The organism is Solibacillus sp. FSL R7-0668 (assembly GCF_038006205.1).
Taxonomy (GTDB): Bacteria; Bacillota; Bacilli; order Bacillales_A; family Planococcaceae; genus Solibacillus.
Window position 1 is genome coordinate 3,949,518 of sequence record NZ_JBBOUU010000001.1, and the last position, 26,973, is coordinate 3,976,490.

General features: G+C 37.3%; 27 protein-coding genes. 2 read left to right on the forward strand and 25 right to left on the reverse strand.

Annotated elements, in window-relative coordinates:
* Positions 1-11: 11 nt before the first annotated feature.
* Positions 12-674: a hypothetical protein gene (locus MKX47_RS19855; protein ID WP_340777584.1), complete on the forward strand. Its 663-nt coding sequence runs from the start codon at positions 12-14 to the stop codon at positions 672-674.
* 73 nt (positions 675-747) lie between these two features.
* On the opposite strand, the gene rlmH is transcribed toward MKX47_RS19855, so the two are convergent.
* The 22 genes from rlmH to rpsF form a co-directional block, all read right to left on the reverse strand.
* A complete protein-coding gene (gene rlmH, locus MKX47_RS19860) occupies positions 748-1,227 on the reverse strand; it encodes a 23S rRNA (pseudouridine(1915)-N(3))-methyltransferase RlmH (protein ID WP_340777586.1) in 480 nt (159 codons plus the stop codon).
* A 90-nt stretch (positions 1,228-1,317) separates the two neighbouring features.
* Positions 1,318-1,482, reverse strand: coding sequence for a CxxH/CxxC protein (locus MKX47_RS19865; protein WP_340777588.1), 165 nt, complete (start codon positions 1,480-1,482; stop codon positions 1,318-1,320).
* A 166-nt stretch (positions 1,483-1,648) separates the two neighbouring features.
* Positions 1,649-2,923 (reverse strand): S1C family serine protease, encoded by a 1,275-nt coding sequence (locus tag MKX47_RS19870; protein WP_340777590.1) that lies wholly within the window; start codon positions 2,921-2,923, stop codon positions 1,649-1,651.
* A gap of 163 nt (positions 2,924-3,086) precedes the next feature.
* The gene (locus tag MKX47_RS19875) at positions 3,087-3,875 is read right to left on the reverse strand and encodes an MBL fold metallo-hydrolase (protein ID WP_340777592.1); all 789 of its coding nucleotides are present in this window, start codon (positions 3,873-3,875) and stop codon (positions 3,087-3,089) included.
* 15 nt (positions 3,876-3,890) lie between these two features.
* A complete protein-coding gene (locus tag MKX47_RS19880; protein WP_340777594.1) occupies positions 3,891-4,721 on the reverse strand; it encodes a two-component system regulatory protein YycI in 831 nt (276 codons plus the stop codon).
* A complete protein-coding gene (locus tag MKX47_RS19885; protein WP_340777596.1) occupies positions 4,708-6,033 on the reverse strand; it encodes a YycH family regulatory protein in 1,326 nt (441 codons plus the stop codon). Before MKX47_RS19885 ends, MKX47_RS19880 begins: the two co-directional genes overlap by 14 nt.
* Positions 6,030-7,868, reverse strand: coding sequence for a cell wall metabolism sensor histidine kinase WalK (walK, locus tag MKX47_RS19890; protein ID WP_340777598.1), 1,839 nt, complete (start codon positions 7,866-7,868; stop codon positions 6,030-6,032). The genes MKX47_RS19885 and walK overlap by 4 nt, the downstream gene beginning before the upstream one ends.
* A gap of 5 nt (positions 7,869-7,873) precedes the next feature.
* Positions 7,874-8,584 carry a response regulator YycF gene (yycF, locus tag MKX47_RS19895; protein WP_340777600.1) on the reverse strand — a complete coding sequence of 237 codons (711 nt, stop codon included), beginning with the start codon at positions 8,582-8,584 and terminating at the stop codon, positions 7,874-7,876.
* Positions 8,585-8,809: 225 nt separating this feature from the next.
* A complete protein-coding gene (locus tag MKX47_RS19900; protein WP_340777601.1) occupies positions 8,810-10,276 on the reverse strand; it encodes a peptidoglycan DD-metalloendopeptidase family protein in 1,467 nt (488 codons plus the stop codon).
* A gap of 400 nt (positions 10,277-10,676) precedes the next feature.
* A complete protein-coding gene (locus MKX47_RS19905; protein ID WP_340777603.1) occupies positions 10,677-11,963 on the reverse strand; it encodes an adenylosuccinate synthase in 1,287 nt (428 codons plus the stop codon).
* 184 nt (positions 11,964-12,147) lie between these two features.
* A complete protein-coding gene (gene dnaB / locus MKX47_RS19910; protein ID WP_340777605.1) occupies positions 12,148-13,500 on the reverse strand; it encodes a replicative DNA helicase in 1,353 nt (450 codons plus the stop codon).
* A gap of 12 nt (positions 13,501-13,512) precedes the next feature.
* Positions 13,513-13,959: a 50S ribosomal protein L9 gene (rplI, locus tag MKX47_RS19915; RefSeq protein WP_340777608.1), complete on the reverse strand. Its 447-nt coding sequence runs from the start codon at positions 13,957-13,959 to the stop codon at positions 13,513-13,515.
* On the reverse strand, positions 13,956-15,929 hold the full coding sequence (locus MKX47_RS19920) for a DHH family phosphoesterase (protein WP_340777611.1): 1,974 nt from the start codon (positions 15,927-15,929) through the stop codon (positions 13,956-13,958). The genes rplI and MKX47_RS19920 overlap by 4 nt, the downstream gene beginning before the upstream one ends.
* Before the next feature lie 13 nt (positions 15,930-15,942).
* Complete coding sequence (locus tag MKX47_RS19925) at positions 15,943-16,890, reverse strand: YybS family protein (protein WP_340777613.1); 948 nt, start codon at positions 16,888-16,890, stop codon at positions 15,943-15,945.
* Positions 16,891-17,140: 250 nt separating this feature from the next.
* Complete coding sequence (rpsR, locus tag MKX47_RS19930; protein ID WP_188227411.1) at positions 17,141-17,380, reverse strand: 30S ribosomal protein S18; 240 nt, start codon at positions 17,378-17,380, stop codon at positions 17,141-17,143.
* Between the two features lie 169 nt (positions 17,381-17,549).
* Positions 17,550-18,002 carry a DUF6262 family protein gene (locus MKX47_RS19935; RefSeq protein WP_340777618.1) on the reverse strand — a complete coding sequence of 151 codons (453 nt, stop codon included), beginning with the start codon at positions 18,000-18,002 and terminating at the stop codon, positions 17,550-17,552.
* Positions 17,995-19,632 carry a tyrosine-type recombinase/integrase gene (locus MKX47_RS19940; protein WP_340777620.1) on the reverse strand — a complete coding sequence of 546 codons (1,638 nt, stop codon included), beginning with the start codon at positions 19,630-19,632 and terminating at the stop codon, positions 17,995-17,997. The genes MKX47_RS19935 and MKX47_RS19940 overlap by 8 nt, the downstream gene beginning before the upstream one ends.
* Positions 19,625-21,034 (reverse strand): tyrosine-type recombinase/integrase, encoded by a 1,410-nt coding sequence (locus MKX47_RS19945; RefSeq protein WP_340777622.1) that lies wholly within the window; start codon positions 21,032-21,034, stop codon positions 19,625-19,627. The genes MKX47_RS19940 and MKX47_RS19945 overlap by 8 nt, the downstream gene beginning before the upstream one ends.
* A complete protein-coding gene (locus MKX47_RS19950) occupies positions 21,035-22,123 on the reverse strand; it encodes a tyrosine-type recombinase/integrase (RefSeq protein WP_340777624.1) in 1,089 nt (362 codons plus the stop codon). It lies immediately after the preceding gene.
* A gap of 343 nt (positions 22,124-22,466) precedes the next feature.
* Positions 22,467-22,706: a 30S ribosomal protein S18 gene (gene rpsR, locus MKX47_RS19955; protein WP_172954456.1), complete on the reverse strand. Its 240-nt coding sequence runs from the start codon at positions 22,704-22,706 to the stop codon at positions 22,467-22,469.
* Positions 22,707-23,032: 326 nt separating this feature from the next.
* Entirely contained in the window at positions 23,033-23,593 is a 561-nt protein-coding gene (gene ssb, locus MKX47_RS19960) for a single-stranded DNA-binding protein (protein ID WP_340777625.1), read from the reverse strand.
* Positions 23,594-23,631: 38 nt separating this feature from the next.
* The gene (gene rpsF / locus MKX47_RS19965) at positions 23,632-23,922 is read right to left on the reverse strand and encodes a 30S ribosomal protein S6 (protein WP_340777627.1); all 291 of its coding nucleotides are present in this window, start codon (positions 23,920-23,922) and stop codon (positions 23,632-23,634) included.
* Between the two features lie 176 nt (positions 23,923-24,098).
* On the opposite strand from rpsF, the gene MKX47_RS19970 reads away from it, so the two are divergent.
* Positions 24,099-24,638 (forward strand): DUF3267 domain-containing protein, encoded by a 540-nt coding sequence (locus MKX47_RS19970; protein WP_340777630.1) that lies wholly within the window; start codon positions 24,099-24,101, stop codon positions 24,636-24,638.
* A gap of 44 nt (positions 24,639-24,682) precedes the next feature.
* Here the strand turns inward: MKX47_RS19970 and ychF are convergent, their stop codons facing one another.
* The 3 genes from ychF to MKX47_RS19985 form a co-directional block, all read right to left on the reverse strand.
* Positions 24,683-25,783: a redox-regulated ATPase YchF gene (ychF, locus tag MKX47_RS19975; protein ID WP_340777633.1), complete on the reverse strand. Its 1,101-nt coding sequence runs from the start codon at positions 25,781-25,783 to the stop codon at positions 24,683-24,685.
* Positions 25,784-25,878: 95 nt separating this feature from the next.
* Positions 25,879-26,079 (reverse strand): DUF951 domain-containing protein, encoded by a 201-nt coding sequence (locus MKX47_RS19980; protein WP_340777636.1) that lies wholly within the window; start codon positions 26,077-26,079, stop codon positions 25,879-25,881.
* 3 nt (positions 26,080-26,082) lie between these two features.
* Entirely contained in the window at positions 26,083-26,973 is an 891-nt protein-coding gene (locus tag MKX47_RS19985; RefSeq protein ID WP_340777638.1) for a mechanosensitive ion channel family protein, read from the reverse strand.

The following is a 26,973-nucleotide window of genomic DNA, read 5'->3' on the forward strand; positions in this document are numbered from 1 at the left end:
GGGGTTTCCCAATGAAAAATATTTTCTCCTATAATAGTGATATCGACAAAAATGCTTACATGAATTGGAGAACAAACCGGTTTGATCATATTCATAATATGCATGTAATAGCGGAAGGATTTATGAATTCTGCAATCTCATTAGCCCAAACATGCTTAAAGGATAATCGTGACAAAAAAGCAGATATGTTAATTTTTCCGATACTATTTAATTTAAATCATGGTATCGAAGTATACTTGAAAGCCATGTGTTGGAACTTAAATCAGCTATTAAATAAAACTGAAACCTTTGAGTCATCTCATAATCTTAAGAGTTTATTAGCGGCAACGAAAAAACTTACAGTAGATTTTGATAACAGGACTGAAGCATTACAATGGTCTTTACGGTTAGAAAAATATATTGATGAACTTTACACTAAAATGGAAACTGTCAAAGATAATGGAAAAAAAGTATATGATATTACTTTTGCTCGTTATTCATTAACAAGAGATTTGGAGCCCCAATTTTATATTACAGAGCTTAACAACGTTGTTATTGACTTAGAAAACTTTTTACAATTCTTTACTGAGGTATATAAAGATTTAGACAATATGTCATCTTATTTGTTAGATATATTGGATCAAAGAAATGAACTTAAATCTGAAATGGAATCTGAATATTATTCAAATTTATAAATAATATTAATTAAAACAGCACCTTCCACACATGTTGGAATGGTGCTGCATCTATTTTCAGAAAAAACCGCACTTACTTATGATACGGTTCACCCTTAATAATCCGAAAACTGCGATAAATCTGCTCCACAAGCACTAGCTTCATTAGCTGATGTGGCAGTGTCATCTTGCCGAAGCATAGCTTTTCGTCCGCGCGCTTCAATACTTCATCATGCAAGCCTAGTGAGCCGCCAATGACAAAGGCTATTTTACTTTTGCCATACGTCATCAGTCCATCCAAATCTGCGGCCATTTCTTCACTCGTTTTCATTTTGCCATCAAGTGCCAGGGCAATGACATAGGTCCCGTCATGAATCTTAGCTAAAATACGCTCGCCTTCCTTACGCTTTACCATATCCATTTCGATTTCACTTAATGTTTCTGGCGCCTTTTCATCAGGCACCTCCACTAAATCGATTTTCGCATAGCCACCTAGACGCTTTACGTATTCATCGATGCCCATCTTTAAATACTTTTCTTTCAATTTACCGACAGAGATGATTGTAATATTCACAACTTATCCACCTTTACATTCCATTTACAAACAAGTTATCCACAAAAGTTATCCACATATTCACAGTTGATATCCATATATTGTGTAAAGTTATTTACTTGATACAATATATGTTGCTTGCTGTTCACAGTAAGAACAAGCTGTTGATAACTTTTTGTCTTCTTTTAAAAATTCCATTATTGGGTATTCTCCCGTTTGTGCCACATGCATATCTAAAGCATGGTCTATATGGGTTTCACAGCTATAATTTGTCATTTTGTAATCCTTCTTTCTTTTCTGAAATTTCCACAAACTTATTCACAATTTCAAAGATGTTATCCACAATCCATTGTAACAAACTAAAAACAGGTAGAAAAGAAAAGCCTTTTTTCTTCTCTACCTGCTGTGAGTAATTGTTTAAATGTATTCAGTTATCCACAAATTATAATTGTGCATTTTCTACTAACTCTAATTGAGCTTCTACTAATTTCCCTTGACGGTACACTTTCATTTGTAAAGTATCACCGATTTGTTTTTCATTGTATAAATGTTTACGCAATTGAATGGCATTTTCAATTTTTTGACCATCCATCTCTACGATGACATCATATTGTTGTAAACCAGCTTTTTCAGCTGCTGAATTGCGTACTACTTGAGAAATCACGACACCGCCTGTGACTTCTTGCGGTATTTGTAATGTTTGTTGCTGATAGTAAGCAGGTACTTCGGCTAGATCAATTAATGAAATACCCATTGTTGGACGCTTTACTTCACCATTTTTCTCTAATTGCTCTATAATCGGAATCGCAGAGTTAATCGGAATCGCAAAGCCTAATCCTTCTACTGATGATTGGGCAATTTTCATTGAGTTAATCCCTATTAAATCACCTGCAATATTGACTAATGCACCACCTGAGTTCCCTGAGTTTATCGCAGCATCCGTTTGCAGCACATCTGTTGACCAGTCTTCCACACCATCTTCATTTAAATCGACTGGCACAGAACGGTCTTTCCCCGAAATAACACCTGTAGTCACAGAGCCATAGAAATCTAATCCAAGTGGGTTACCAATAGCAATAACCGTTTCCCCTTGCTTTAACACATCTGAATCACCAAACTGGGCCACGGTTTCAATACCTTTACCTGCAATCGAAATAACGGCTAAGTCTGTCCACATATCCCCTCCGACTAATTGGGCTTCCGTCTTTGAGCCATCATCTAATGTTACTTCAATTTGTTTCGCACCATCTACTACATGATAATTCGTCACAATAAATGCTCGGTCACCTTCAACTTTATATATAACACCAGAGCCACTTCCTACTGCTTCTGTTGTTGATGTGTTTTGGCTCCAGAAATTCGGTGCCACATCTTGAATATTGGTAATACCTACAACCGCGCTCGATACTTTTTCTACCGCGCCTGTTACATCAGATGTCACTTCCGTTGCAGTTTGTCCAATTGTTGTACCCGATGCATTATTAACCTGGCTAGACCCTGGGAGCTGATTTGCTAAAGACGGTAACAGTAGCCAAAGTAATAGCGCTCCGACAATGATTCCGCTTAGACCTGAAACAAAATAGCCCCACTTACTGCCACCCTTTTTTTGCTTGCTATTTTGACGTTGTTTTCGCTCTTCTTCCTCGCGTTTTAAACGGGCTTCAAGCTCTGCAATACGGTCTAATTGTTTTTGCTCGTCCTCTGGAAAATAACCCATTTTACTCATCCTCTCTGTTGTTTCTATTCTTACTGTTAGAATACACAGTAAACATTAAAATTAGATGAAAATTAGTTAAAACATGCCTAAAATAATTTAAAAAACTAAAAAAGAAGTGCCGCAAAGATTATTACTTCACGGACACTTCCTATTATACCCCTATTTAGATCGTTACAAGCTTTGTTGGAATATTGGCATCGGTGTCATGCAAATTCAAGTATTCACCGGTAATAATCCCGCATGATTCTAGTGTTTGCGAAACACTCATACGTGCTAATTCCTTCATATTATTGTCTTTACTTAAATGCGCTAAGTAAATTTGTGTTGGCTTTTCGGCTACAACATCTGCCATCGCAACAGCAGCATCTTCATTTGAAACATGCCCCACATCCGATAGAATACGACGCTTTATGCTCCATGGATATTTGCCCATTTGCAGCATACTCACATCATGATTACTCTCAAATACATACGCATCTGCTGCGGCAATATAGCCCTTCATTCGGTCGCTTACATAGCCTGTATCTGTAATTACGACCAATTTACGACCATCCTGCTGGAATGTATAAAACATCGGGTCTGCCGCATCATGTGATACCGCAAAGGATTGAATATCAATACCACCGAAAGTTTTAACCGTTTCCATATCAAAATGATAGCGCAAATCAGAAGGGATTGTACCGATTAATCCATCCATCGCTCCCCATGTTTTGGCATTCGCAAAAATCGGGATATTGTATTTACGTGCCACAACACCCAGCCCTTTAATATGGTCACTATGCTCATGCGTCACTAAAATACCCGATAAATTTTTCATATCACGGTCAATTTCAGCAAATAACTGCTCCATCTTTTTACCGCTCAAGCCAACATCCACTAGAAAGGAATGCTCATCATTTTCTACATATACTGCATTGCCAGTACTACCACTTGCTAAAACGCTGAATCGCATCGTTAAAACTCCCTACTACTCCAAATCCTCTTCAGGCTCAACAATTTCAGATAAATCATTTTGAATTTCTACAATCTTGCCATCTACTGCATTCACAAAATGAATTTCCTCAGATTTATCCGCTAAACGCACACGTACTTCCCAAGTTGGGGCAAATACCTGTGTTTGTGTTAATTGCACAATTGTTGAATAGCCTACTTTCATTTTTAAAATTTGAGAATCTGGTTTCAATAAATTTTTGCCATATAAAATTTGTAACACTTGAATCGGTGTTAATAAATTTTGTTGTTTTTCTAATTTTTCATGTTTTTCGAGCATCGTTTGCTCATACGCTATGACACGGTCCTCATCATTCCAAAAAATTTTCACATAGCCACGGACATTATAGTAAAGGGTTAAATCATTTACTTTTTGGAAGAAGGTCGCGACTTTATTTTCATTATCAACATTCCATAATTCATAGGAATCCCCTTTATGAACATGGCTATGGAGGAATTCTGTAAATTTATCATGTGTGCCCGTTTCCTGTAGCTTCACAGGCTTGTCCATCGTCACAACCAGCTTATTGCCATTTTCGATTTCTGTACGCTGATTTGCAAAATACGGCACTTCAGATGGCGTAAAGTTTTTAATTTGACCCGAGTAATAGGCCGCGCTTTCATTATTATTTGGTAAAGCCGAATACGTAATATTATCCTCTTTCAAAAGTGATTCTAATTTTGTCGTTTCCCCAAGCACTTCAATCTCTTGCCCTTCATTGTAGCGCTCTAAATATTGCGTATATAAAAAGACATTTAAAATTAAAAATACCCAAATAAAAATCGTCTTCGTTCTATTCCAGTCCATTCATTACACCTCCTATTTGTTCCGGTGTAAGGCGTGTCCGAGCATTATTAGAAATAACGAACCAACTTGGCTCTAAAATATACGAGTCCGGATTTTGCATTAAAAAGTAGCCCATCACAATTTCATCAATCTCATCAAATGGATAATCCTCTAAATTACGCAAATATTTGACCACTGCTTCCCCTGAAGGCAAGCTTTGCACCGAGCGTTCATTCGGAATATCTCCCTCAAGTGAATAATACGGACGGCGATAACGGAATAGTCGGTTTTCCCCCCAAGTCGTAATAATTTGCGTTGTTGTTATATTGCTACTATATACAGGATAGCCTTGTAAAAAGAGCTGATATACCATATTATGCTTTTCAATATTCATCGAGGACAAACGGAAATCGGCTGTAAAGCCCCCATGATCATTTACAAAATCAAAGCTCTCTGATAATAATTTTGAGGCTGGAATCGGCGCTATGCTTTCTGCAGGTGGATATACATAATTTAAAATACGGTTTTGCCTATCCACCGTCATTAATGATGTACCATCTGTATATTTATCCGACTGCTCATTTTCGACATTACGCTGAACAATAGTCGGATCGGTAAAGACAATATTTTTAAAGTTTTCTGGTGATATTTCATCATCTAAGTATGTGTATTTCGTAGCCTCAATGGCATCCTTTGGTACATATAATGAACGCATAGCATCGCGTTCCACTTCAATATAGCTCGTATAGTTTTGGGATGGCTGAATGACCTGTGCTAAAAAGCGTTGACTATCAGGTAAATTAACATAGCCTTGTAGCAATATGCGCTGTTCAGTATTTAAAAACAAAAGCTGGAGCTGATCATATTGTTCTGCATTCGACCAATCAATAATTAAGTGGGTAAAACTCGTATCTAGCTGATCCTTATCCGCAAAGGTTAAGACATTTGAAAAGGATTGCATCGGAATTTCTTCATTGAAAAATAAGGTTACTCGATTATTGATGCTTAATTGCTCATTCACTTTAGTATCTGTAATCGAATTATTGAGTAATTTAATGCCTTGAACCTGCCAAGTTATTAAATTACTATAAAACTCATTTAATACGCTGTTTGAAACGGTTCCTGTAAATGCATCATTTTCACGAAATAACACGCGATACGGCTTCAGGATATCCTGATATTGCTTTGGACCTCCAATCGGCACTTCTTCCACTTGTGTTTCTTCGATGAGCTCATAATCTGGCTGGTAATTCCAAATGATCAGTGTAAGGACGACGCTTAAAAACACAAGGAACGCCAATATAAATGATTTGATTTGCTCAACATATTTCATTCCCAATCCTCCGCCTCATCCAGTGCATATGGTAATGTGAAAAAGATTGTTGTTCCTTGTCCTTCCTCACTTTCTGCCCAAATTTTCCCGCCATGTGCTTCAATCATCTCACGTGCAATGGCAAGACCTAAACCCGTACCACCCATTGATCGTGCACGTGCACGGTCTACGCGGTAGAAGCGGTCAAAAATACGACCGACATTTTCTTTTGGAATCCCCATGCCATCATCTGAAATCATGACGCGCAGCATATTATCATGCACGGTAAAACCAAAGCGAATATTACCGCCGTCTGGAGAGTATTTCAGTGCATTCGAAATAATATTGTCAATTACTTGTGTTAATTTATCAGTATCAATATCTACGTAATAGCTTTTCTCTGGTAAAAGACGTATAAATTCTACATGTTGCGATTTTGACATTTCAAAGCGGTCAATAATACGCGTAAAGAATTTATTGAACTCGACGAATTCAAAATTCAACTCATACTCTTGGCTATCCATTTTCGATAGCTGTAATAAATCATTCACTAAACGAATCATGCGCTCGGTTTCTGTTTGCGTAACATTTAAAAATGTCGGTGCGATATTTTCATCACGCCACGCGCCATCAGCCAATGCTTCTAAATAGCTGCGCATCGTTGTAAGTGGTGTGCGTAACTCATGCGATACATTGGCCACAAATTCACGGCGCTCCATATCGATTTTTTCCTGCTCGGTAATATCGTGTAATACGGTAATTAGACCATTAACAAAGCCTGTTTCCTTTTGAATAACTGAAAAATTCGCACGCAAAATATACGGGGCATCATTCATACTGAAGTCCAGATTTACCGGCTCCTTCATATGAATCAAGTCTTCAAAACTATATTCCTGATCGAGCCCTAACACCGATGCGATAGGTCGATTCAAGGTTGTTTCACGTGAATCATGCAATAATTCGAGAGCAGGCTCATTGATTAAGATAATTTTTCCTTTACGGTCTGTTGCAATGACGCCGTCCGTCATATTACTTAATACACTTGCTAGCTTGCGTCTCTCTGCCTCTGTTGTCGATTGTGCTTCTTGCAGGCGATTGGTTAAATGATTAAATGCAATGGCAAGCTGTCCAATTTCATCGGTTCCATAAACCCGTACTTTACGCGAATAATTCCCTCTCGACATGGCCTGTGCCTGCTTTCGCATATCTGAGATTGGTCGTGTAATGGTACGCGCTACTAAAATACCTAATATAATCGTAATAACGAGTGACATCGCAATTCCCGCAGCAAAAATGCGGTTAATCTCACTTAACTGCTCATAAACCTTTTCAATATTTGACTCGACATAAACAGCACCCATTACCTCACCACTTGGACCAACTGTTTCCGTAATAGGAGAAGCGAGTACCCACACACGCTTGCCTGTATCACGATCCAGCGAAATCGAATCAAACATTGTTTCTGCTGAAATCGCTTTACGTATATTTTCTTCGTTTGCCCGTTGCCCCACAAGTGATTGGTTATTTGCACCCGATATCGCTAATATACGATTCCGATTATTGACCACGTAAATTTTATTAATATCTTCCGTCGAAAATTCATGTAAAATCGTGCCTAACCTTACCTCTAATGGTGGTGCTGTATCATCACTCTCTTTTTTTAACATTTCCTCACGAATGCTATAGTGTACCAGCTCAATACGCTGACGAATCGAATCCTGAAAATTGGTTTTTAAATTGGTCTCTAATTGCTTCATAAAGTAAATCCCAATAATTTGAAGAGCAATGATGATCAACAACATATAAATTAATACAAGCTTGACATGAATTGATTTGAAAAAACCTACTTTTTGCATGTAATTTACTCCTGTTCAGGATTTCGTAAGTAGTAGCCGACTCCTCGTCTTGTCACAATCCACAAAGGATGGCTTGGATTGTCCTCAATTTTTTCACGTAAGCGACGAATCGTTACGTCTACTGTTCGTACATCACCAAAATAATCATAGCCCCATACCGTTTGTAAAAGATGCTCTCGCGTCATTACCTGTCCGATATGCTTCGCTAAATAATGCAATAATTCAAATTCACGGTGCGTTAATTCGATTGCCTCGTCACGCTTTAACACTAGATACGCATCCGGCTGTATTGTCAGTGAACCAATGACAATATCATTCGTCTCCGCTGGTGCTTCTTCCACTTGTGCAGGTACATTCAATCGACGCATATTTGCCTTCACACGCGCGATTAATTCACGCGTACTAAATGGCTTTGTTACATAGTCGTCCGCACCCATTTCAAGACCTAACACTTTATCGATTTCCGAGCCCTTTGCTGTCAGCATAATAATTGGAAAATTATATTTTTTGCGTATTTCGCGACACACTTCCATGCCATCACGCTTTGGTAACATAATATCTAACAGCATCAAATCTGGCTGCTCTTCTTCCACCTTTTGTAGTGCTTCTTCACCGTCATACGCGCAAATTACACGATAACCTTCTTTAATTAAATTAAATTGCAAAATATCTGCAATCGGCTTCTCATCATCAACAACTAAAATCGTTTTATCCATCTTACATTCCTCTTTTCTTTAGAATAGCTCTATATGAAAGATTCTATATATTACTCTATCACGCTTTCGCTTTTGACGCATTATACAGATGTTTGTAAATTATTTTCCGGGAAATAATTCATTATTTCAATAACATAAATCGGTTAAATTTTCTGCTGAAATAAACTCAACTCTGATTTAACCAAAAAGCAGTCTCACAAACAATTGTGGACTGCTTTTGAATCATTAATTTAAATAAGCTAATGGATTTACCTCTGCTCCATTTTTGTGAACTTCAAAGTGTAAATGTGTTCCCGTTGAACGACCTGTTGAACCCATCACACCTATAGCAGCACCTTGTCCGACAACTTGACCTACTGACACGTCAATTTTTGATAAATGTGCATATAATGTTTCATAACCGTTATTATGATTAATCACTACATAGTTTCCGTAAGTTGAATGACGGCCTGCTGTTTTGACAACACCGTTATCCGATGCTTTAATTGTATATCCTGATGGACGCGCGATATCAATCCCATAGTGGTAACGCCCCCAACGACTACCCATCTGACTTGAAATATGGCCTCCCTCTGCTGGCCAAGCAAATTCACCTGTACCAACTGAAGGAATTACTTTTGTTCCAACGACCACGATATTATCTTTAGGCTCAATAACGATATTCTCATCTGTTTGAATACGCTCTGTGCGTACGCCGTTTTCTTCAATAAGGGTATATGATACTTCCTTCTTACCGATAGCCCCTTCTTGCTCTACAATTTCTTCACCCTTTAACATCGTTGGATCTTCTTTAACCACTTTTTCATAGTTGATTGGTTCTAACGTTTTCTTTTCATAAATAGCCTTCACAGTTACGTATGGCTTTTCTACAGTTACATTTAGTTCCTGGCCAATTTGTAAAGTCGTATTGGCATTTAATGAAGGATTTAATGCTAATAGCTCTCGTGTTGTTAAGTTGTGTGCTTTCGCGATTGAGCCTAAAACATCACCCGATTTCACGATATATGTTTCTTTTGCCTCTACACCCGTCTGTAAAAGATTTATTGCCTTTTCAACAGATGTCACTTCCGCAGGCTCTACTAAAACTTCTTCATTCGTAATATCTGCTGATAATGTAACATCTACTAATTGTGTTTCATCCTTCTGTAATGCGGGTATAGCAGAAGGAGTATTATTTTTTAATTCATCTAGCTGACTTGGTGTAACATATTGAAGCTTTAATCCATCAATTACGGCTTCAACATCTTCTTTGGCCTTCAATGTAGCTACTGCTGTATTGCCTACTTTTAGCGAGTAGGCCTTTGCCTTTGCAGTAATCGCTTCTTGAAGGTCTTTTATTGCTTGATCCTCATTTGTTGCTACTTCAAATACTTGCTCTGGCACAATCGTAATATCTGCTCCAGCATCAAGCTCTATATTTTGATATTGCTGACTTGCCTCTTGTTCCTTTTGCTTTACAATTTTTTGTACGGTTGCTTCATCCGCAACTGAACTTACGTAATCATTTGCTACGTAAACATGATAAATTTTCGCGAATTCGTCTTTATCTGTCTCATTCGCAAAACCAAGATTAAATGTCACTGTCGAAACTAGTAATGCTAAGATTGCAGCGATTTTAAGTTTACCATTGTGACGATTAATTAGACTTGATTGTTTATGATTCAAGTCTAACTGGCTTTCGTTTGTTTCCATGCTTATGCTCCTTTCGAGAATTTTTATACTATATATTAAAATGAAATATTCTAATGATTTATAAAACACACTTTGCTACTGTACCATAATTCTTATTTCAATTGAACTATTTCAAACTTTTTGTAATGTATTTGTATTATTTTCTAAAAATTTGTTACATTCTCAATACTAGCATCGGCAATACTATATCTTTATATTCATTTACTACTTTTTTTATTCTTTGGATGTATCAATCTCACGTATTCATATAGAAAGAGGCTAATCCAGAATATGATTTCCGGACTAGCCTCTCATAATAAAAATATCAGACTTTCTTTCCAATCAAACTCCAATAATGAATAGAAAAGCGTTGTGTTAAGTTTATACTTTCGCAACGCTTTCCTTTATGTGAATCTATTTTTTAAGCCCAAATCTCATTGACAATGTTCGTTTGTTCGCGTGCTGGACCCACAGAAAATGTCATTAATTGTATACCTGTAAGCTCTAAAACACGGTTAACATAGTGCTGTGCATTTTGTGGTAAGTCCTCAAATTTCCGCACGCCTGTAATATCCTCAGACCAGCCAGGTAGCTCTTCATACACCGGCTTGCACTGCTCTATTATTTCTAAATTGGCTGGGTATTCCGTAATAATTTCGCCATTATAGTCATATGCCGTACAGATTTTCACGGTTTCAAGACCGGATAATACATCAATTGAATTTAGCGCTAAATCCGTAATCCCTGATACACGGCGAGAGTGACGTACGACAACGGAATCAAACCAACCAACACGACGTGGGCGACCCGTTGTTGTACCATATTCACGGCCTACTTCACGAATTTGATGACCTACTTCATCATGTAATTCTGTAGGGAACGGACCATCGCCAACGCGTGATGTATATGCCTTACACACACCTACAACGCGTGATACTGCATTTGGACCAACGCCTGAACCAATGGCAATTCCGCCTGCTACAGGATTGGATGAGGTTACGAAAGGATATGTCCCCTGGTCGACATCAAGCATAATTCCCTGCGCACCTTCAAATAATACTTTACCGCCATCATCGATAATATCATTTAGCACCTTTGATGTATCCGTTACATATTGGGCAATTTCTTGTCCAAATGCATAATATCCTTCAAAAATATCCTCAAACTGTATTGCTTCTACTTCATAAAATTTCGTAAATAAACGATTTTTTAATGCCAAGTTTGCTCGCAGCTTCTTTTCAAAAACCGCTTTATCTAATAAATCTGCCACACGAATTCCAATACGTCCTACTTTGTCTTGGTAGCATGGGCCGATTCCTTTCGCCGTTGTTCCAATCTTTTGATCACCACGGCTTTGCTCGTCCACAATATCTTGATGAATATGGTACGGTAAAATGACATGCGCGCGATTTGAAATACGTAAATTTGATGTATCAATGCCACGTGCCTGTAAACCTTTTAATTCTGTCACAATTGACTTTGGATTTATCACGACACCATTCCCAATAATCGATAATTTATCCGAATAAAAAATACCTGAAGGAATTAAATGCAACTTGTACGTTTCTTCACCAATTTTGATGGTATGACCTGCGTTATCGCCACCTGCAAAACGGGCAATGGCATCTGCCTTTTTTGAAAGGAAGTCAGTAATTTTCCCCTTACCTTCGTCTCCCCACTGTGTACCTACTACCACTACTGCTGTCATCTATACGCACCTCCAACGAATGAGTCCCCTAAAATGATTTAGGCGCTCCATTCTTATTCATAAAATAGTCTCTCCAAGCTTTTTCATATTGAAGCATGAACATTTTAACAATAAAAAATAAAAAAAGTCAACAAAAAACACGAACATCTCTGAATCACTATCAAAGAACGTTCGTGTTTAATCGCTATTCCTCACGTGGAGGTGGGGTAAATTCTAAATTTAAGAATTTATTATATTCTTTTCTGAATGCTAAGCTCACTGTACCGGTAGGACCATTACGTTGCTTCGCTATAATAATCTCGATAATATCCTTACTTTCTGATTCTTTATCGTAGTAGTCATCACGGTAAAGGAACGCTACAATATCGGCATCTTGCTCGATTGAACCCGATTCACGTAAGTCACTCATCATCGGACGCTTATCTTGGCGCTGCTCTACACCACGAGAAAGCTGTGATAGTGCAATAACAGGTACTTGTAATTCACGCGCCAGACCTTTTAACGAACGAGAAATCTCAGATACTTCCTGCTGACGGTTTTCTCCAGGTTTACCACTTCCTAAAATCAGCTGTAAATAATCAATTAGGATCATGCCTAGCCCATTTTCCTTTGCTAAGCGTCGGCATTTGGCACGGATATCGGCCATACGTACACCCGGTGAGTCGTCGATATAAATGCCGGAGTTCGATAAACTTCCCATTGCCATCGTCAGCTTGCCCCAATCTTCCGTTTCTAAAGCGCCGGTACGTAAGCGCTGTGCGTCAATATTGCCCTCTGCACATAACATACGCATGACAAGCTGGTCGGCACCCATCTCTAGAGAGAAAATCGCGACATTTTCACGCGCCTTTACGGCAACACTTTGGGCGACATTTAACGCAAAGGCTGTTTTACCAACGGATGGACGTGCTGCTACAATAATTAAATCATTGCGCTGGAACCCTGCCGTCATTTTGTCTAAATCACGGAACCCTGTCGGAATACCTGTCACGTCCCCGTCACGAGCTTGGAGCTGCTCAATATTATCAAATGTTTGAACTAATACATCCTTCACATGCTTAAAGTCGCCCGCATTTTTACGGTTTGATACTTCAAGCATTTTCTTTTCAGCTTCTGCTAAAAGAACTTCTACTTCATCTTCACGCGTATAGCCATCATCCGCAATTTTCGAAGCGACGCGAATAAGGCGACGTAATATCGCCTTTTCTTCTACGATTTTTGCATAGTGTGCAATATTGGCAGCAGTCGGAACCGCATTGGCAAGCTCCGTCATATACGTTAAGCCACCAACATCCTCCAGCTCTTTTTTTGCAGATAATTCTTCTGTAACAGTAACAACATCAATCGCTTTCCCTTGGTCGCTTAAATTCAGCATTGTTTGGAAAATCTTCTGATGCGCAATATGATAAAAATCATCAGCAATAACTATTTCAGATGCTGTAATCAATGCTTGTGGCTCAAGGAAAATGGCGCCAAGTACCGAGGCTTCTGCTTCGGTATTATGTGGCGGAACGCGGTCCATCATGGATTCGCTCATTGTTGTCGCTCCTTATTCTGCAATAACATGTACTTTTAATGTTGCCTTTACATCGTGATGTAACTTAACAGGAACATCCGTAAAGCCTAATGAACGGATACCATCATTGCAATCCATTTTACGTTTATCTACTTTAAAGCCGTGTTTCTTTTGTAATTCATCAGCAATTTGCTTTGTTGAAACAGAGCCAAATAAACGGCCGCCTTCACCTGATTTTGCTTTCACTTCTACTGTTATTTTTTCTAATTCAACCTTTAAATCTTTCGCTGCTTGTAATTCAGCTGCGGCATTTTTTTCTGCTAGACGTTGTTGCCCTTGTAATTCGCTCATTGCTTGGTTGTTTGCTTCTTTTGCATGACCATTTTTAATTAAAAAGTTGCGTGCATAGCCTTCTGCAACCTCTTTAATTTCGCCTTTTTTCCCTTTACCTTTAACATCCTTTAAAAATACTACTTTCATGATTGTTTACTCCCTTCGACTATTTCAGTAATTGCTGCATATAAATGCTGTTTTGCCTCATCAATCGAGCTAACGGCCATTTGTGTTGCAGCATTTGTTAAATGACCGCCACCGCCGAGCTGCTCCATTATCAGCTGTACATTCACTTCGCCTAATGATCGGGCGCTAATCCCCATTAGGCCATCACTACGATGTGCGATTACAAACGAAGCACCAATATCTTTCATCGTTAACAAAATATCGGCCGTTTGTGCGATGAGCACCGAATCATATACTGTTGAATTTTCGCCATGTGCTACTGCAATCCCTTTATAAGGAAATTCAACGGTTTGGATAATTTTCGAGCGCGTTACATACGTTTCAATATCTTCCTTCAATAAACGCTGAATGAGTACAGTATCTGCACCAAATGTACGTAAATACGAGGCCGCCTCAAAAGTACGGGCGCCTGTTCGCAATGTAAAGCTTTTCGTATCAACAATAATACCAGATAACAGCGCGGTTGCCTCTAATGGCACTAGCTTTTCATTCTGTGGCTGATATTCAAGCAACTCTGTCACAAGCTCTGCTGTAGACGAGGCATAGGGCTCCATATAAACTAATGTCGGGTTCGTAATAAATTCCTCACCGCGACGATGATGGTCAATAACAACGACCTTATCCGTTTTACTTAATAAACGGCTATCTATTACTAAACTTGGTTTATGCGTATCAACAATAATGACGAGCGACTTTGAAGTCATTTTTGATAATGCATCATCTGGTGTGATAAAACGATCATAGAAATCCGTTTTTGCCTCTAGCTCATTCATTAAACGTTCGACACTACCATGTACTTCATCAAAGTTCACGATAATATCGCCCTCTATGCCATTCATTGCTACCATTTTACGTACACCCACACAAGCACCAATTGAGTCCATATCCGGATTTTTATGACCCATAACAAATACGCGATCACTATCTTGAATTAAGTCACTTAGTGCATGTGAAATAACACGAGCACGTACCCTTGTGCGTTTTTCAACAGGGTTGGTTTTTCCGCCATAAAAACGGATTTTCCCATTCGATTGCTTAATCGCTACCTGGTCACCACCACGTCCTAATACTAAATCCAATCCCGACTGTGCAAGCTGCCCAAGCTCTACTAAAGATTGAGAGCCTGCGCCAACACCAATACTTAACGTCAGCGATAGATTTTTCTGCATCGTGCGCTCACGAACAACATCTAAAATCGAAAAACGCTTTTGTTCTAGCTCTGCTAAAATTGCATCATTAAATACCGCAATATAACGATCCGATGCAAAACGTTTTACGAAAATATCATATTGCGCAGCCCATTCATTAATAATTGACGTCACCATGGTATTCGTTAAACTGCGAGATTGATCGTCCATACCAGACGTTAATTCATCATAATTATCTATAAATATTATCCCAAGCACAGTACGATCTGCTAAATATTGCTTTTCAATCTGTACTTGCTTCGTCACATCAAAGAAATACAAGATCTTTTCTTCTTTTTTATAAAACACATTATATTTGCGATCAAATAAAGCAATCGTCATTTCTTCTTTCTTCCCTTGCATCACAAGGGTATGCAGCGTTTCAGAAATACTAAATAGCTCCTGCCCTACTAATGATTCTAGTTGAACTACACGTTGCATAAATGGATTAGCCCATTCAATTGAAAAATCATCATTTAAAATAAGAATCCCAAACGGCATCTCCAAAAATGCCTCTTCACCAACATCCTTCAGACGAAACGATAATGCTTCAATATGCTTTTCCGTTTCTAAATACGTTAAGAGCTCTACACGCCACGTATAATACATCGCTACCGCAAAAACGAATACAAAGGCAATCCCAATCCATACATTCCACATCATAATAAGGACAGCTGCTACTAAGCTTAGTAAGAACAATACTAGCAATGGATATCGAATTGGTCGTTTACGAAAAATCCCCATTTCAATCAGCTCCTCATTTTTGACTCTTTTGTACAATAAATTCTCGAGCATTAAACCCTAAATCAATAATACCAATTAGAATAACAAACGAATAAAATGGAATCGCCATTAGCGTACTAATCACCTTTAAAAACTTCGGTTGTTTATAGCAATCCAGCACATAGTGGATAAACGAGATCCCTTGTATTGTTAGTAATACCCATAAAATCATCGAAACATTTAACATAACCATCCCTAATGTTGAATCTATCTCAGGACGGACAAATAAATTAACTGCTAATACAATGAAGTAATACCAAAGAATCGAGCGTGGTAAGCGTAGTTTACTAAATTCAGCAAATTTAGGTACATCTACTTTCAAGCGTTTTAATATCGGTAAGTTCACCGAAATAAGTACCAACGCAAATAAGAGCATCGAAAGCGTGATTGCAGCCGGAACAACCATGTCTAACATATCTAACATATTCGTTAAATTATCCATTGTTTCCTTTGGCATTGCTTGTCCTGTCATTTGCTCTGTCATTTTAATGGATTCTAAATACGTTTTCCGCATCAAATCCAATGACTCTCTAATAAAATCAACTGCAAATAAACGAACCGCGATTACATATTGAATCGCAAATGTAATGATTAAAATGACACTTGTGGATAAAAACATAAATACTTTGCTTTTTTTATTATAAATGGCGTCACCAATCGTCATACCTGCTGCTGCAAAGATTATCGAAGCGGGTATTAGGAGCAATCCACCAATAAAAAAAGTAACGATAATTGCCGCAATAGTTACGAATAGCGATGATTTTCGATCATAGTGTGCACTATACCAAATAAGTGGTAGTGGTGCGACTACTGCTGCAAGTAAGTTCGCTATAGGCACATAAAAAACGATGGCCATCAACACTGTAAACAGTGCAATCATCATCGCGCCGTGTGCTAACTTCCTTGATTGATTATTTTGCATGGAGAACCTTCCTTATCTAATGTTCGAAAGACTACATAAAGTGCAAATACACACAGGTCTTTCCTATGCCGAGTCCTATATATGATTCATCGGCCCTTTCAACTTTTCTCACCATTCTATTGTACCATTTTTACATGTTCAAACAAACTAACGCCACATACAATACATAAAATTGAACAACAAAAAACCACTCAAATCCAAAAATAGATTGAGTGGTTTTTAAAATGGTTACCTAATAACCAAATGAGACTTATTTGTCTTCAGCAACGAATGGTAATAATGCCATAATACGTGAAACTTTGATTGCAGATGTAAGTTTACGTTGGTATTTAGCAGAAGTACCTGTTACGCGACGTGGTAAAATTTTACCGCGCTCAGAGATGAATTTCTTTAAAAGATCTACATCTTTGTAGTCGATGTGCGTAATGTTATTTGAAGTGAAGTAGCAAACTTTACGGCGTTTGCGGCCTCCGCGACGTGGTGCCATTATCGTGTTCCTCCTTTTAATTTTTAAGTTTATAGATGCGTGTTCTTAGAACGGTAATTATGTTTACCGCCCTATGTGTAATCTTTGATTTAACAATGGTTACTTAAATAGTATACGCTTTACTGTGTAATCTTCAAATGAAAATATCTTTACTTCCAAGAGGTTTTACATTTTACGAATCTTTATTCAGCTTAGTTATTTTTGACGCTTGAATATGCTGGATATATTGTTCAAGGTCATAAATTCTTCGCTTCAAATTTTGATTCTCAATTGTTAGAGATGCATTTTGGTCTAACGTCATTTTCTTTTCTTCCTTTAGCTGTTTATTTTCAGCTCTTAGTTTTTCAATTCTTTCAGCTTGTAATGTTCCATTTGCCCGTTTTTCACGTTTAGGAGCCTCTACAGGGGCGTTTTGGTCTTCTTGTAGAGAAATAGCTTCTTCTACTAACTCCTTTAAATCGAGGCGATTGTAAAGAGTTTTACGGGATATTCCTGCTGCCGCAGCTACACCAGCTATTGTAATAGGCTTACAAGCCTTTTTGAGCTTCTTTAAAGCTTCTTCAACCTTAATAGTTGATTTTGTTCGGTTAAACTCTGCTAAAGGCATCTTTTTATTTTCAGTCATCAATAGAACCTTCTTTCAATGCGACTTTTAGCTGTAAATCAGTAATGTATTTCACTAATTTCCCTTGTTGGTAGTTTAATTTTGTAGTATAAACACTATCAGTAGGGGAGTTGGCTAACTCTGCTTTCACTTTTTCTAACCGTCTTTCGTATACAGGTAAGTGATCTGCTGAAGCGATAAACTCACTACAACCTAAACATACTCCATCTTGTGCACAAGGTTCGCCTCGCATTGGATGATGTAAACATAATCCGTGTGGTAGAAGTTCGATTTTTAATGCTCTACGCATCTTATCAATTTGTTCGACTGTTTTCCCCTTAAATGGATTTACTTCGCCTTCAATTGACTCTAAGACAATTTTATTTGTTGAAGAAATAGGTGTTTCACCAGTTAAAATATTTTCAATTATTTTCTGCTTCTGTCCTTTAGTATGGTCATATGTTTCAGTCATCATAATGGATTCGTGATTTAACATTTCTGCTACATCGTGTATTTTCATTCCATCTTTTAATGCGTACGTCGCAAAAATATGTCTGAAATAATGTGACGTTAATACCAATGGCTTTCCATTAGAATCTAATATGTTATTTTCTTTGACGAAAGGATTTAAAAAACTTCGATTCCAGTTACCGTGATCAGCCAATAGAATACGAGGTGTATTATTTAGTGAATCTTTATATGCTGACACATATAAGAATAAATATGACATTCCTGAAAGTTCTCGTAATGGTTTAGAGAATTCCTCTAGCTTATGAATAGCTTTAACGACCATCTCATTTGCAGGTCTATCAACATCAACTTTAGTTTTCTTAGTCTTAGTAGTTGTATAAGTAATCTGATACTCTCCACCAATCACTTTTACACATCCCGATTTAACTGTTAGACATTCACTAATACGTATACCTAGTTGAGTCATTAAGATTACGCTAGTGGCTGCGAAGTAACGTGAAACGTCTTTAATCTTGTATGTTGAAATGTTTTCGGTATCAATCACTTCAAATATATCAGAAATTGTTTTTTCAGCTGTCTGTAGTAATAAATCGATTTCACTGTTTGCTGGTAGAACTTTATTTGTTTTACCGAATTTAGTGTCAATTTTGATGCCTTTGTTATTAATGATCAGCTCATCGTAAACAAGTTCATAACCTGCGGTTTCCTTTGCAGAATCCCATCCACGAGTGGAACCTCTAAGTAATAGCTCTTTCATTACCTGACCATTTTTCTTTTTACTTACACCTGATAATTCTGATCCTAGAACGAAATTCAAGTAGGATACAAATTCAGTCTTAGTAAAGTCTTTAAACGAAGTTATATGTTCATTTTGTTGTAAGAATATTGGTAGTCGAGAAAACGCTGATAGCTTTCTTTTAACAGAGTTAAAAGTATTAAGCGTAAGCTCACTTAGAATATAGTGTTTGATTACTTTTTGTATACGAGGGTAATCTTTAAACTCACTAAAATTTAGTCGCAGTTTACCTGGTTTAAGATGTTCAAATTCATCTGCTAGGATTTCACTGAAGTCCCATATATCATCTGAAAAAGTACTCTTTCCTACTTTGAAATCTTTCTCATTATTTTTTTGGATTGGACCTTGTTCAGTTATTAAAAGTTTCAGCTTTAATTCACCCAATATTTTCACCACCTTGTAAAGCTTTTAAGCGATCTATAATAGTCTCTAAAGCTTTCTCAGTTTGGTTCAATACGTGTTCATTTCCAAAAAGGTCTTCTGCCATATATCTTGCCTTGTCAGCTCTTATACGTCTTAAATGATCTTCGTGAACATCTAGAAACTCAGGAGTCGTAATAAACTTAGGACAGAATAGACATGCATTAGGTTTTTTACAATTAGGTACTTCTTTTGCCAATGGCTTACCACAAGCACCGTCAGGTAGCTGTACAACTAACTTCGTTTCCTGCGTTATTTCTTCACCAGAATCAGTTTTAATGTCTTCTAGAGACTCTTTAACAGTACCGATAAATCCTAATTTCTTGTATTCTTCCGTTAGCTTGTCATTTCGAACTTTTGCATACAGCCTTGTTGAGTGCATCGATTGGTGACCGAGATATTGTTGTATCTCAAAAGGGGACAGACCGTTGTTCAACATTTCGGTTCCTAAAGTATGTCTAAAACTGTGAAAAGTTATCGTTCGAGGTAAATGGTTTCTAGCTAACCAAATTTCAAGTTTTTCCCTTGAGTCTTTTGGATTAATAACTCTGATATCACCATTTTGTCCTCGATAAGAAAACAACTTATCTTTAGGATTATTCAACCCTAATTCGTCAAGTTTTTTTACTAGATATTGAACTGCCGACTTCACTTTATTATTTACAGGAATGTAGCGTTCAGTTAGATTTTTAGGGCTTACAACTTCTAAAAGGTTCTTACCTAAAATATCTACTTCTATACAATCTTTAGTTAATAATAAAGCTTCTGAAATTCGAATTCCTGTGTGTCTAATAATAGCGACCATAGGATGTATTAAATAACCTTTAATATTTCGCTTCCCATCTTCTTTTTCCTTTATTTCAAAAGGAACTTCGAGAGACTTGTCGATTACTGCCAAATGGTCATCTTCAATAACTTTCGTTTTCAGAGTATCTTGTGTTTTTAACATTCGAAATTCTGTTCCATCAAATATTGTATGTTTAGGGAACCCAAGCATTTGAAAGAAAGTCCCGTGATCTAGAATAGATTTTAATGCTGCAATAACAATAGATCTTGTACTAGCAGAAGACTTATTCTCTAACAAATAAAGTACGAATAGCTCAATCATTTCGTATTCAATTTCTTCAAATGTTTTAATATCTATTTCTTCTTCCTTTAGGAATTCAAAAAAGGCTTTTAAGGAATAGTTGTATCGATGTAGTGTTGAAACACTTTTAGTTTCCATATTTAAAAGTTTGCTGGTAATTTCCTTGATGGTATCTCTAAAATACCCTTCGGGTATGAAGTCGAAGCTGAAATTATACATTTCATTTTTTCCATCAATTGACCAATAATCACTTTTAATATCCAGTAATAAGCTAGTCATCTACTTTAGCCCCCTAGTATTTAAAAATCTCTCGTACGATAAGGACAAAGTTTTTAGTGATGGCTTTGCATATTTAGCTGTAGTTTCAATACTTCCATGTCCCAATCTTTCTTTGATAACATTAATGTCTACGCCCATATCTTGTAATTCAGACGCATGCGTGTGTCTTAATGTATGAGCTGTTAATTTAACACCTTTTACATCTAGTGCTGCATTTAACTTTGCAAAGAAAGCAATAATAGACTGTCTAGTTATTGGTTGCCCTAATGTGTTACTTGAGTGAGAAACAAATAAATACTCAACATCTGTTTTGCCAGGTCTGTGATATAAAACATACTCATCAATTTCCTGTAACAGTTCTGAAGCAACAGGCACAGTACGTTCACCAGTTTTTAATTGCCTATCCTCTAATTCATTTGGACGTTCTATAAGATAGATATTACCTGTCTTTTTATCAGGATCAGGATAATCAAAATCATCCATTCTTAAATGCAATAATTCTGATGTTCTAAAACCTGTTTCGTATAAGATTTTAAAGATTAATTTATTTCTAATTAATAAATCTTCATTACCACCATATAAGGTTTCAATCGCTTCATAATATCTAATCGCATCATTATCATATAGCCTCTTTTTATCTGTTTTCTTAGGTGCTTTCCTCTTGAAATAACTTTGGAAATTCCCCCATTTAGGGGCTATATGCTTTAAGAATCCATAATTCATATTGTTGTTACTTTCTACAGTTACAACAGGGGATTCCACATACCCACCTATAACTTCTAAATGTCTATAAAATGAACCTAATGTTGCTAGATATCTATTCCAAGTAGGGGGAGATATCTTTCTTCCTTTTCGTTGGTCTAAAAACTCTAAAAACCCTAATAATTCTGATGGGTGAACACTATAAAATTTTAAATCATGTTGTTCTAACCAAATATAATAAAGTTTCAAATCATCCAAATAGCCTTTAATGGTATTAGGAGACAAACCTTTTTTCTCTAACGTGTTCGTAAAATTTAAAACCTCTGGAAGTATCCTCATATTAGAATCAACTAATACATATGAGGTTAAAGTTCTTTCAATTCTCAAAAAGCATCACCCTATACACGATATTCTGATTACACACTTATACACCAAAGTATATCATCTGAACATTGCCATATAAAGTTTTAAAAAGGATTACACACACCAATTAATCGATGTGAATAATCTGTTCTTATATACTTTTTAAGAAGTTACTCATTACATTTAAAATTGAACCTTACCTATCGCTATTACAACCTATGGAGAAAATAAGCAATCTTTTTTATAAAAATCAATCTTAGTAGCTCCACTTTTTCTTTAGAGCAGTATTCTTTGTGAATACAGCGTAAATAAAAAAGCACAACAAAGGTTATGAAAACCCTGTTGTGCTTTTATTAATAAATAAATTTTATTTCTCTTCAGCAACGAATGGTAATAAAGCCATAATACGTGAAACTTTGATTGCAGATGTAAGTTTACGTTGGTATTTAGCAGAAGTACCTGTTACGCGACGTGGTAAGATTTTACCGCGTTCAGAAATGAATTTTTTTAATAAATCTACATCTTTGTAATCGATGTGCGTAATGTTGTTTGAAGTGAAGTAGCAAACTTTACGGCGTTTGCGACCTCCGCGACGTGGTGCCATTATGGGTGTCCTCCTTTAATAATTTTTTTGTAGACTATTCGACACTAGAATATTAATTATCCTATTAGACGTATCTGAATAAACTCACCAGAATCTTAATATTTCCCCCTATTACACAATATTCTAATTACACACTTATACACTAAAGTATATCGTCTGAACATTGCCATATATAGGTTTGGAAAGGATTATACACACCAATTAATCGATGTGCATAATCTGTTTTTATATACTTTTTAAGAAGTTACTGGTTACACATTAAAAACGTAAATAAACTTAGGTATATCAACGTTATTACACATTACACACTTTAGTTTATTTACCATTTTTCAAAACGGTAAATCGTCTTCAGAAACCTCGATTGGTCCTTTGCTATTTGCAAATGGATCTTCATCTACACGTGTATAGTTTTGCTGATTTTGAGGTGGTTGCTGATAAGAACCATAAGAATCTTGTGGTTGCGCGCCCCCAAATTGCTGGTTTGGCTGATTGTATGATGGTTGTCCACCATAGTTTTGCCCACCACCATATTGTTGGTTGCCTTGCATACCTTGAGATGCATTTGCTCCTCCACGCGGCTCTAAGAACTGCACAGCATCTGCAACGACATCTGTTGTGTATACACGCTTCCCATCTTGTCCTTCATAGCTACCTGTTTGAATACGGCCTTCCACACCAATTAAACTTCCTTTTCGCATGAAGTTCGCTAAGTTTTCAGCTTGTTTTCTCCAGGCAATACAGCCTATGAAATCTGCTTCACGTTCACCAGATTGGTTCGAAAAAGTACGATTTACAGCAATTGTAAAACGTGCCATTGGAACGCCACTTGGTGTATAACGAAGCTCAGGATCCTTTGTTAGTCTTCCAACTAATACAACACGGTTAATCATCAATGCACCCTCCTTTTTTCAGCATTTTTATTTAAAAATTATTTGTCATCTTCGCGTACAGCGATGTGACGGATGATGTCTTCGCTGATGTTCGCTAAACGAGTATATTCGTTGATAGCTTCTGTACCAGCGTTAACTTTCACGATTTGGTAGAAACCTTCGCGGAAGTCGTTGATTTCGTAAGCTAAGCGACGTTTACCCCAGTCTTTTGCTTCAACGATCTCTGCACCATTTGAAGTTAAGATCTCTTCGAAACGAGCTGTTAAAGCTTTTTTCGCCTCATCTTCAATGTTTGGGCGGATAATGTACATTAATTCATACTTTCTCATTTGTGTTTGCACCTCCTTATGGACTTGGGCTCTCCTGTCTAGCAGGGAGCAAGGAGTAAGTAACTTCTATTACTCACATCAATGAATTGTATCATACTTACAATTTAGGCGCAACCCAATACCGCTCTTAATCTTTATTCACCTTTTGTTATAATCATTAATAAGGGAGGTGCCTTATGAACAATCATCAGCCAATTATTATTGAATTAAATATGCAAAAAATTGCGCGTGACAATATTATTTGGACAATAGGTCTCATTATTTTTACCGTACTATTAAATGCACTTATTCATCAACGCTTTACTGCTCATTTTTCGTGGTTGGATTTTATCTATTTATTTCTTGCTTATATCGTACTGATTGTTTCACATGAAACCTTTCATTTACTAGGCTTTATGATTTTTGGTCGCGTTTCCTATAAAGACCTTGATTACGGTATCAATATAAAACTGGGTGTCGCGTATGCTACAACACATCAGCCGCTTTCAAACGCTGCGATGAAAAAAGCACTGCTACTCCCTTTTTGGACGACTGGTGTTACACCTACGATTATTGGGCTAGCAATAGATAATTTTTTAGTCGTTATTGTTGGGGCACTACTGATGGCTGGCGCGATTGGTGATTTTTATATGTATAGGGAGTTGCGTAAATATCCGAATGACGCCACGGTAAAAGATGATCCACAACAACCCAAATTATATGTCTATATAGATTAAAAAGATGATTTGTCCACAGTAGCATGCGGCAAATCATCTTTATTTTATACGTTAAATAAGAACTCCATTACGTCGCCATCTTGGACAACATATTCTTTACCTTCCGCGCGTACACGACCTGCTTCTTTAGCAGCTGGCTTTGAGCCGTACTCTACTAAATCTGTGAACGCTACTGTTTCTGCACGAATAAAGCCACGCTCGAAATCAGTATGGATGATTCCTGCACATTGAGGCGCTTTCATGCCTTTACGGAATGTCCAAGCACGTACCTCTTGTACACCTGCTGTAAAGTACGTAGCTAATCCTAATAAGCTATAAGAAGCTTTAATTAATTGATCTAAGCCGGATTCAGCAATTCCTAGTTCTGCTAAGAATTCTTTTTTCTCGTCATCCTCTAACTCAGAAATTTCCTCTTCAATTTTAGCACAAATTGTAATGACTTGAGCGCCTTCTGCTGCAGCATACTCTTGTACCATTTGTAAATACTTGTTATCAGCTGGATCTGCTACCTCGTCCTCTGAAACATTTGCTACATAAAGCATTGGCTTAATTGTTAGTAGGTGTAGGCCTTTAATAACCTTCTTCTCGTCATCCGAAAGTTCCGCTGCACGAGCAGGCTTTTCAGCTTCTAACACTTCTTTTAATTTTTGAAGAATAGGTTCTTCTACCATGGCATCTTTATCTTTTTGCTTTGCCATTTTCGCTACACGCGCAATACGTTTATCTACTGATTCCATATCCGCTAAAATTAATTCTAGGTTAATGACTTCGATGTCATCGATTGGGTTAACTGTACCCGCAACATGCGTAATATTTTCGTCTTCAAAACAGCGCACAACTTGGCAAATGGCATCTACTTCACGGATATGTGCTAAGAATTTATTTCCTAGCCCTTCACCTGTAGAAGCACCTTTTACGATACCCGCGATATCTGTAAATTCGAATGTTGTAGGAACTGTTTTCTTTGGTGTAACTAATTCTGTTAATTTGTCTAAACGCTCGTCTGGAACGGTTACGCTACCTACGTTTGGTTCGATTGTTGCGAACGGGTAGTTAGCCGCAAGAGCACCTGCTTTTGTAATTGCGTTGAATAACGTCGATTTCCCTACGTTCGGTAAACCAACGATCCCTGCTGTTAATGCCATTTGGACACAACCTTTCTATATTCAGTACATTTTTTGCTAAAATTCTATAACCTTGTCTATTATATTGATTCCCAACTAAAAAGTCTAATTTACCCTTAAGCCTCGCCCGACTTATTTAACACCTTTTTCATTTTCTTTTCAAATTCGCGGCGAGCAATCATCACACTATGACCACAGCCCTCGCATTTAATGCGAATATCTGCCCCAAGTCGAATAATTTTCCATGCATTTGTTCCACATGGATGCTGCTTTTTCATCTCTACAACATCGTTTAACTCATATTGTTTGGCTTCCATCCACTATTCTCCCCCTTTATCATAGAACATCATTTTCGGCACGGCTAATGGAATACCATTGCGCATTAAAATATCCATAACATCCTTACGAATTACACGTGAAATGGCGTACTGCTGCAATGGCAATGTTTCTACCGTAATTCGAATCGTTGCCTCCGTACTTGTTGTGTTCGTGACACCTAAAAAAAGCGGTGCATTTACCAATTCCTCATGCTGGGAAGGTAATGTATCTAAATAATCTTGAATGATTTTTTGAACCTTTTCAATATCAGCATCAAGTGCTACTTGCATATCAATCATAGCTTTCGAATTATTAATTGAATAGTTAACCACTTCGGCAATGCTACCATTTGGCAAAATAAATTGCTCTCCATTATTGCCCTTTAATTTTGTCGTACGTAAGCCAATTTCCATGACGGTGCCTTCTGCTGCACCAATTCTTACATAATCCCCAACACTAAATTGATCTTCTAAAATGATAAAGAATCCCGTAATAACGTCTCTCACTAAGTTTTGTGCACCAAATGCAATAGCTACCGATGCAATACCGGCCCCTGCAATTAAACCTGCAATTTGGATATGTAACGCAGATAAAATCCCCATGATTCCCGAGAAATACACTAAATAGCTTAAGACACTTTGTAATAGTTTAACGATTGTCACTTGGCGACGCTCATTATTACGAACACGTATCATAAAAACGCGCGCAATGACTTTTTTTCCAATGAAGACAACTAAATATGAAATAACCCAAATAGCTACAACTTTTATAGTCACTTCTAAAACCATATCCCAAAATGCTTGGCTTGTAACATAATCCCAAAGCTTCGTCGTATAGCGTGCAAGACCTTTTAGATCTGTCTCAGCAATATCTATTGTTATTTCTTCTTCCAA

What these genes read in the sequence shown, in the direction of transcription:
- dnaB (WP_340777605.1), bottom strand. Translation starts at nt 13,500, where the DNA reads ATGAGCGAATCCATGATGGACCGCGTTCCGCCACATAATACCGAAGCA.
- MKX47_RS19935 (WP_340777618.1), bottom strand. Translation starts at nt 18,002, where the DNA reads ATGACTGAAAATAAAAAGATGCCTTTAGCAGAGTTTAACCGAACAAAA.
- MKX47_RS19945 (WP_340777622.1), bottom strand. Translation starts at nt 21,034, where the DNA reads ATGACTAGCTTATTACTGGATATTAAAAGTGATTATTGGTCAATTGAT.
- MKX47_RS19925 (WP_340777613.1), bottom strand. Translation starts at nt 16,890, where the DNA reads ATGCAAAATAATCAATCAAGGAAGTTAGCACACGGCGCGATGATGATT.
- rpsF (WP_340777627.1), bottom strand. Translation starts at nt 23,922, where the DNA reads ATGAGAAAGTATGAATTAATGTACATTATCCGCCCAAACATTGAAGAT.
- MKX47_RS19875 (WP_340777592.1), bottom strand. Translation starts at nt 3,875, where the DNA reads ATGCGATTCAGCGTTTTAGCAAGTGGTAGTACTGGCAATGCAGTATAT.
- walK (WP_340777598.1), bottom strand. Translation starts at nt 7,868, where the DNA reads ATGCAAAAAGTAGGTTTTTTCAAATCAATTCATGTCAAGCTTGTATTA.
- ssb (WP_340777625.1), bottom strand. Translation starts at nt 23,593, where the DNA reads ATGATTAACCGTGTTGTATTAGTTGGAAGACTAACAAAGGATCCTGAG.
- ychF (WP_340777633.1), bottom strand. Translation starts at nt 25,783, where the DNA reads ATGGCATTAACAGCAGGGATCGTTGGTTTACCGAACGTAGGGAAATCG.
- MKX47_RS19980 (WP_340777636.1), bottom strand. Translation starts at nt 26,079, where the DNA reads ATGGAAGCCAAACAATATGAGTTAAACGATGTTGTAGAGATGAAAAAG.
- MKX47_RS19920 (WP_340777611.1), bottom strand. Translation starts at nt 15,929, where the DNA reads ATGGGGATTTTTCGTAAACGACCAATTCGATATCCATTGCTAGTATTG.
- MKX47_RS19865 (WP_340777588.1), bottom strand. Translation starts at nt 1,482, where the DNA reads ATGACAAATTATAGCTGTGAAACCCATATAGACCATGCTTTAGATATG.
- MKX47_RS19870 (WP_340777590.1), bottom strand. Translation starts at nt 2,923, where the DNA reads ATGGGTTATTTTCCAGAGGACGAGCAAAAACAATTAGACCGTATTGCA.
- MKX47_RS19855 (WP_340777584.1), top strand. Translation starts at nt 12, where the DNA reads ATGAAAAATATTTTCTCCTATAATAGTGATATCGACAAAAATGCTTAC.
- MKX47_RS19880 (WP_340777594.1), bottom strand. Translation starts at nt 4,721, where the DNA reads ATGGACTGGAATAGAACGAAGACGATTTTTATTTGGGTATTTTTAATT.
- MKX47_RS19970 (WP_340777630.1), top strand. Translation starts at nt 24,099, where the DNA reads ATGAACAATCATCAGCCAATTATTATTGAATTAAATATGCAAAAAATT.
- MKX47_RS19885 (WP_340777596.1), bottom strand. Translation starts at nt 6,033, where the DNA reads ATGAAATATGTTGAGCAAATCAAATCATTTATATTGGCGTTCCTTGTG.
- yycF (WP_340777600.1), bottom strand. Translation starts at nt 8,584, where the DNA reads ATGGATAAAACGATTTTAGTTGTTGATGATGAGAAGCCGATTGCAGAT.
- MKX47_RS19905 (WP_340777603.1), bottom strand. Translation starts at nt 11,963, where the DNA reads ATGACAGCAGTAGTGGTAGTAGGTACACAGTGGGGAGACGAAGGTAAG.
- rplI (WP_340777608.1), bottom strand. Translation starts at nt 13,959, where the DNA reads ATGAAAGTAGTATTTTTAAAGGATGTTAAAGGTAAAGGGAAAAAAGGC.
- MKX47_RS19900 (WP_340777601.1), bottom strand. Translation starts at nt 10,276, where the DNA reads ATGGAAACAAACGAAAGCCAGTTAGACTTGAATCATAAACAATCAAGT.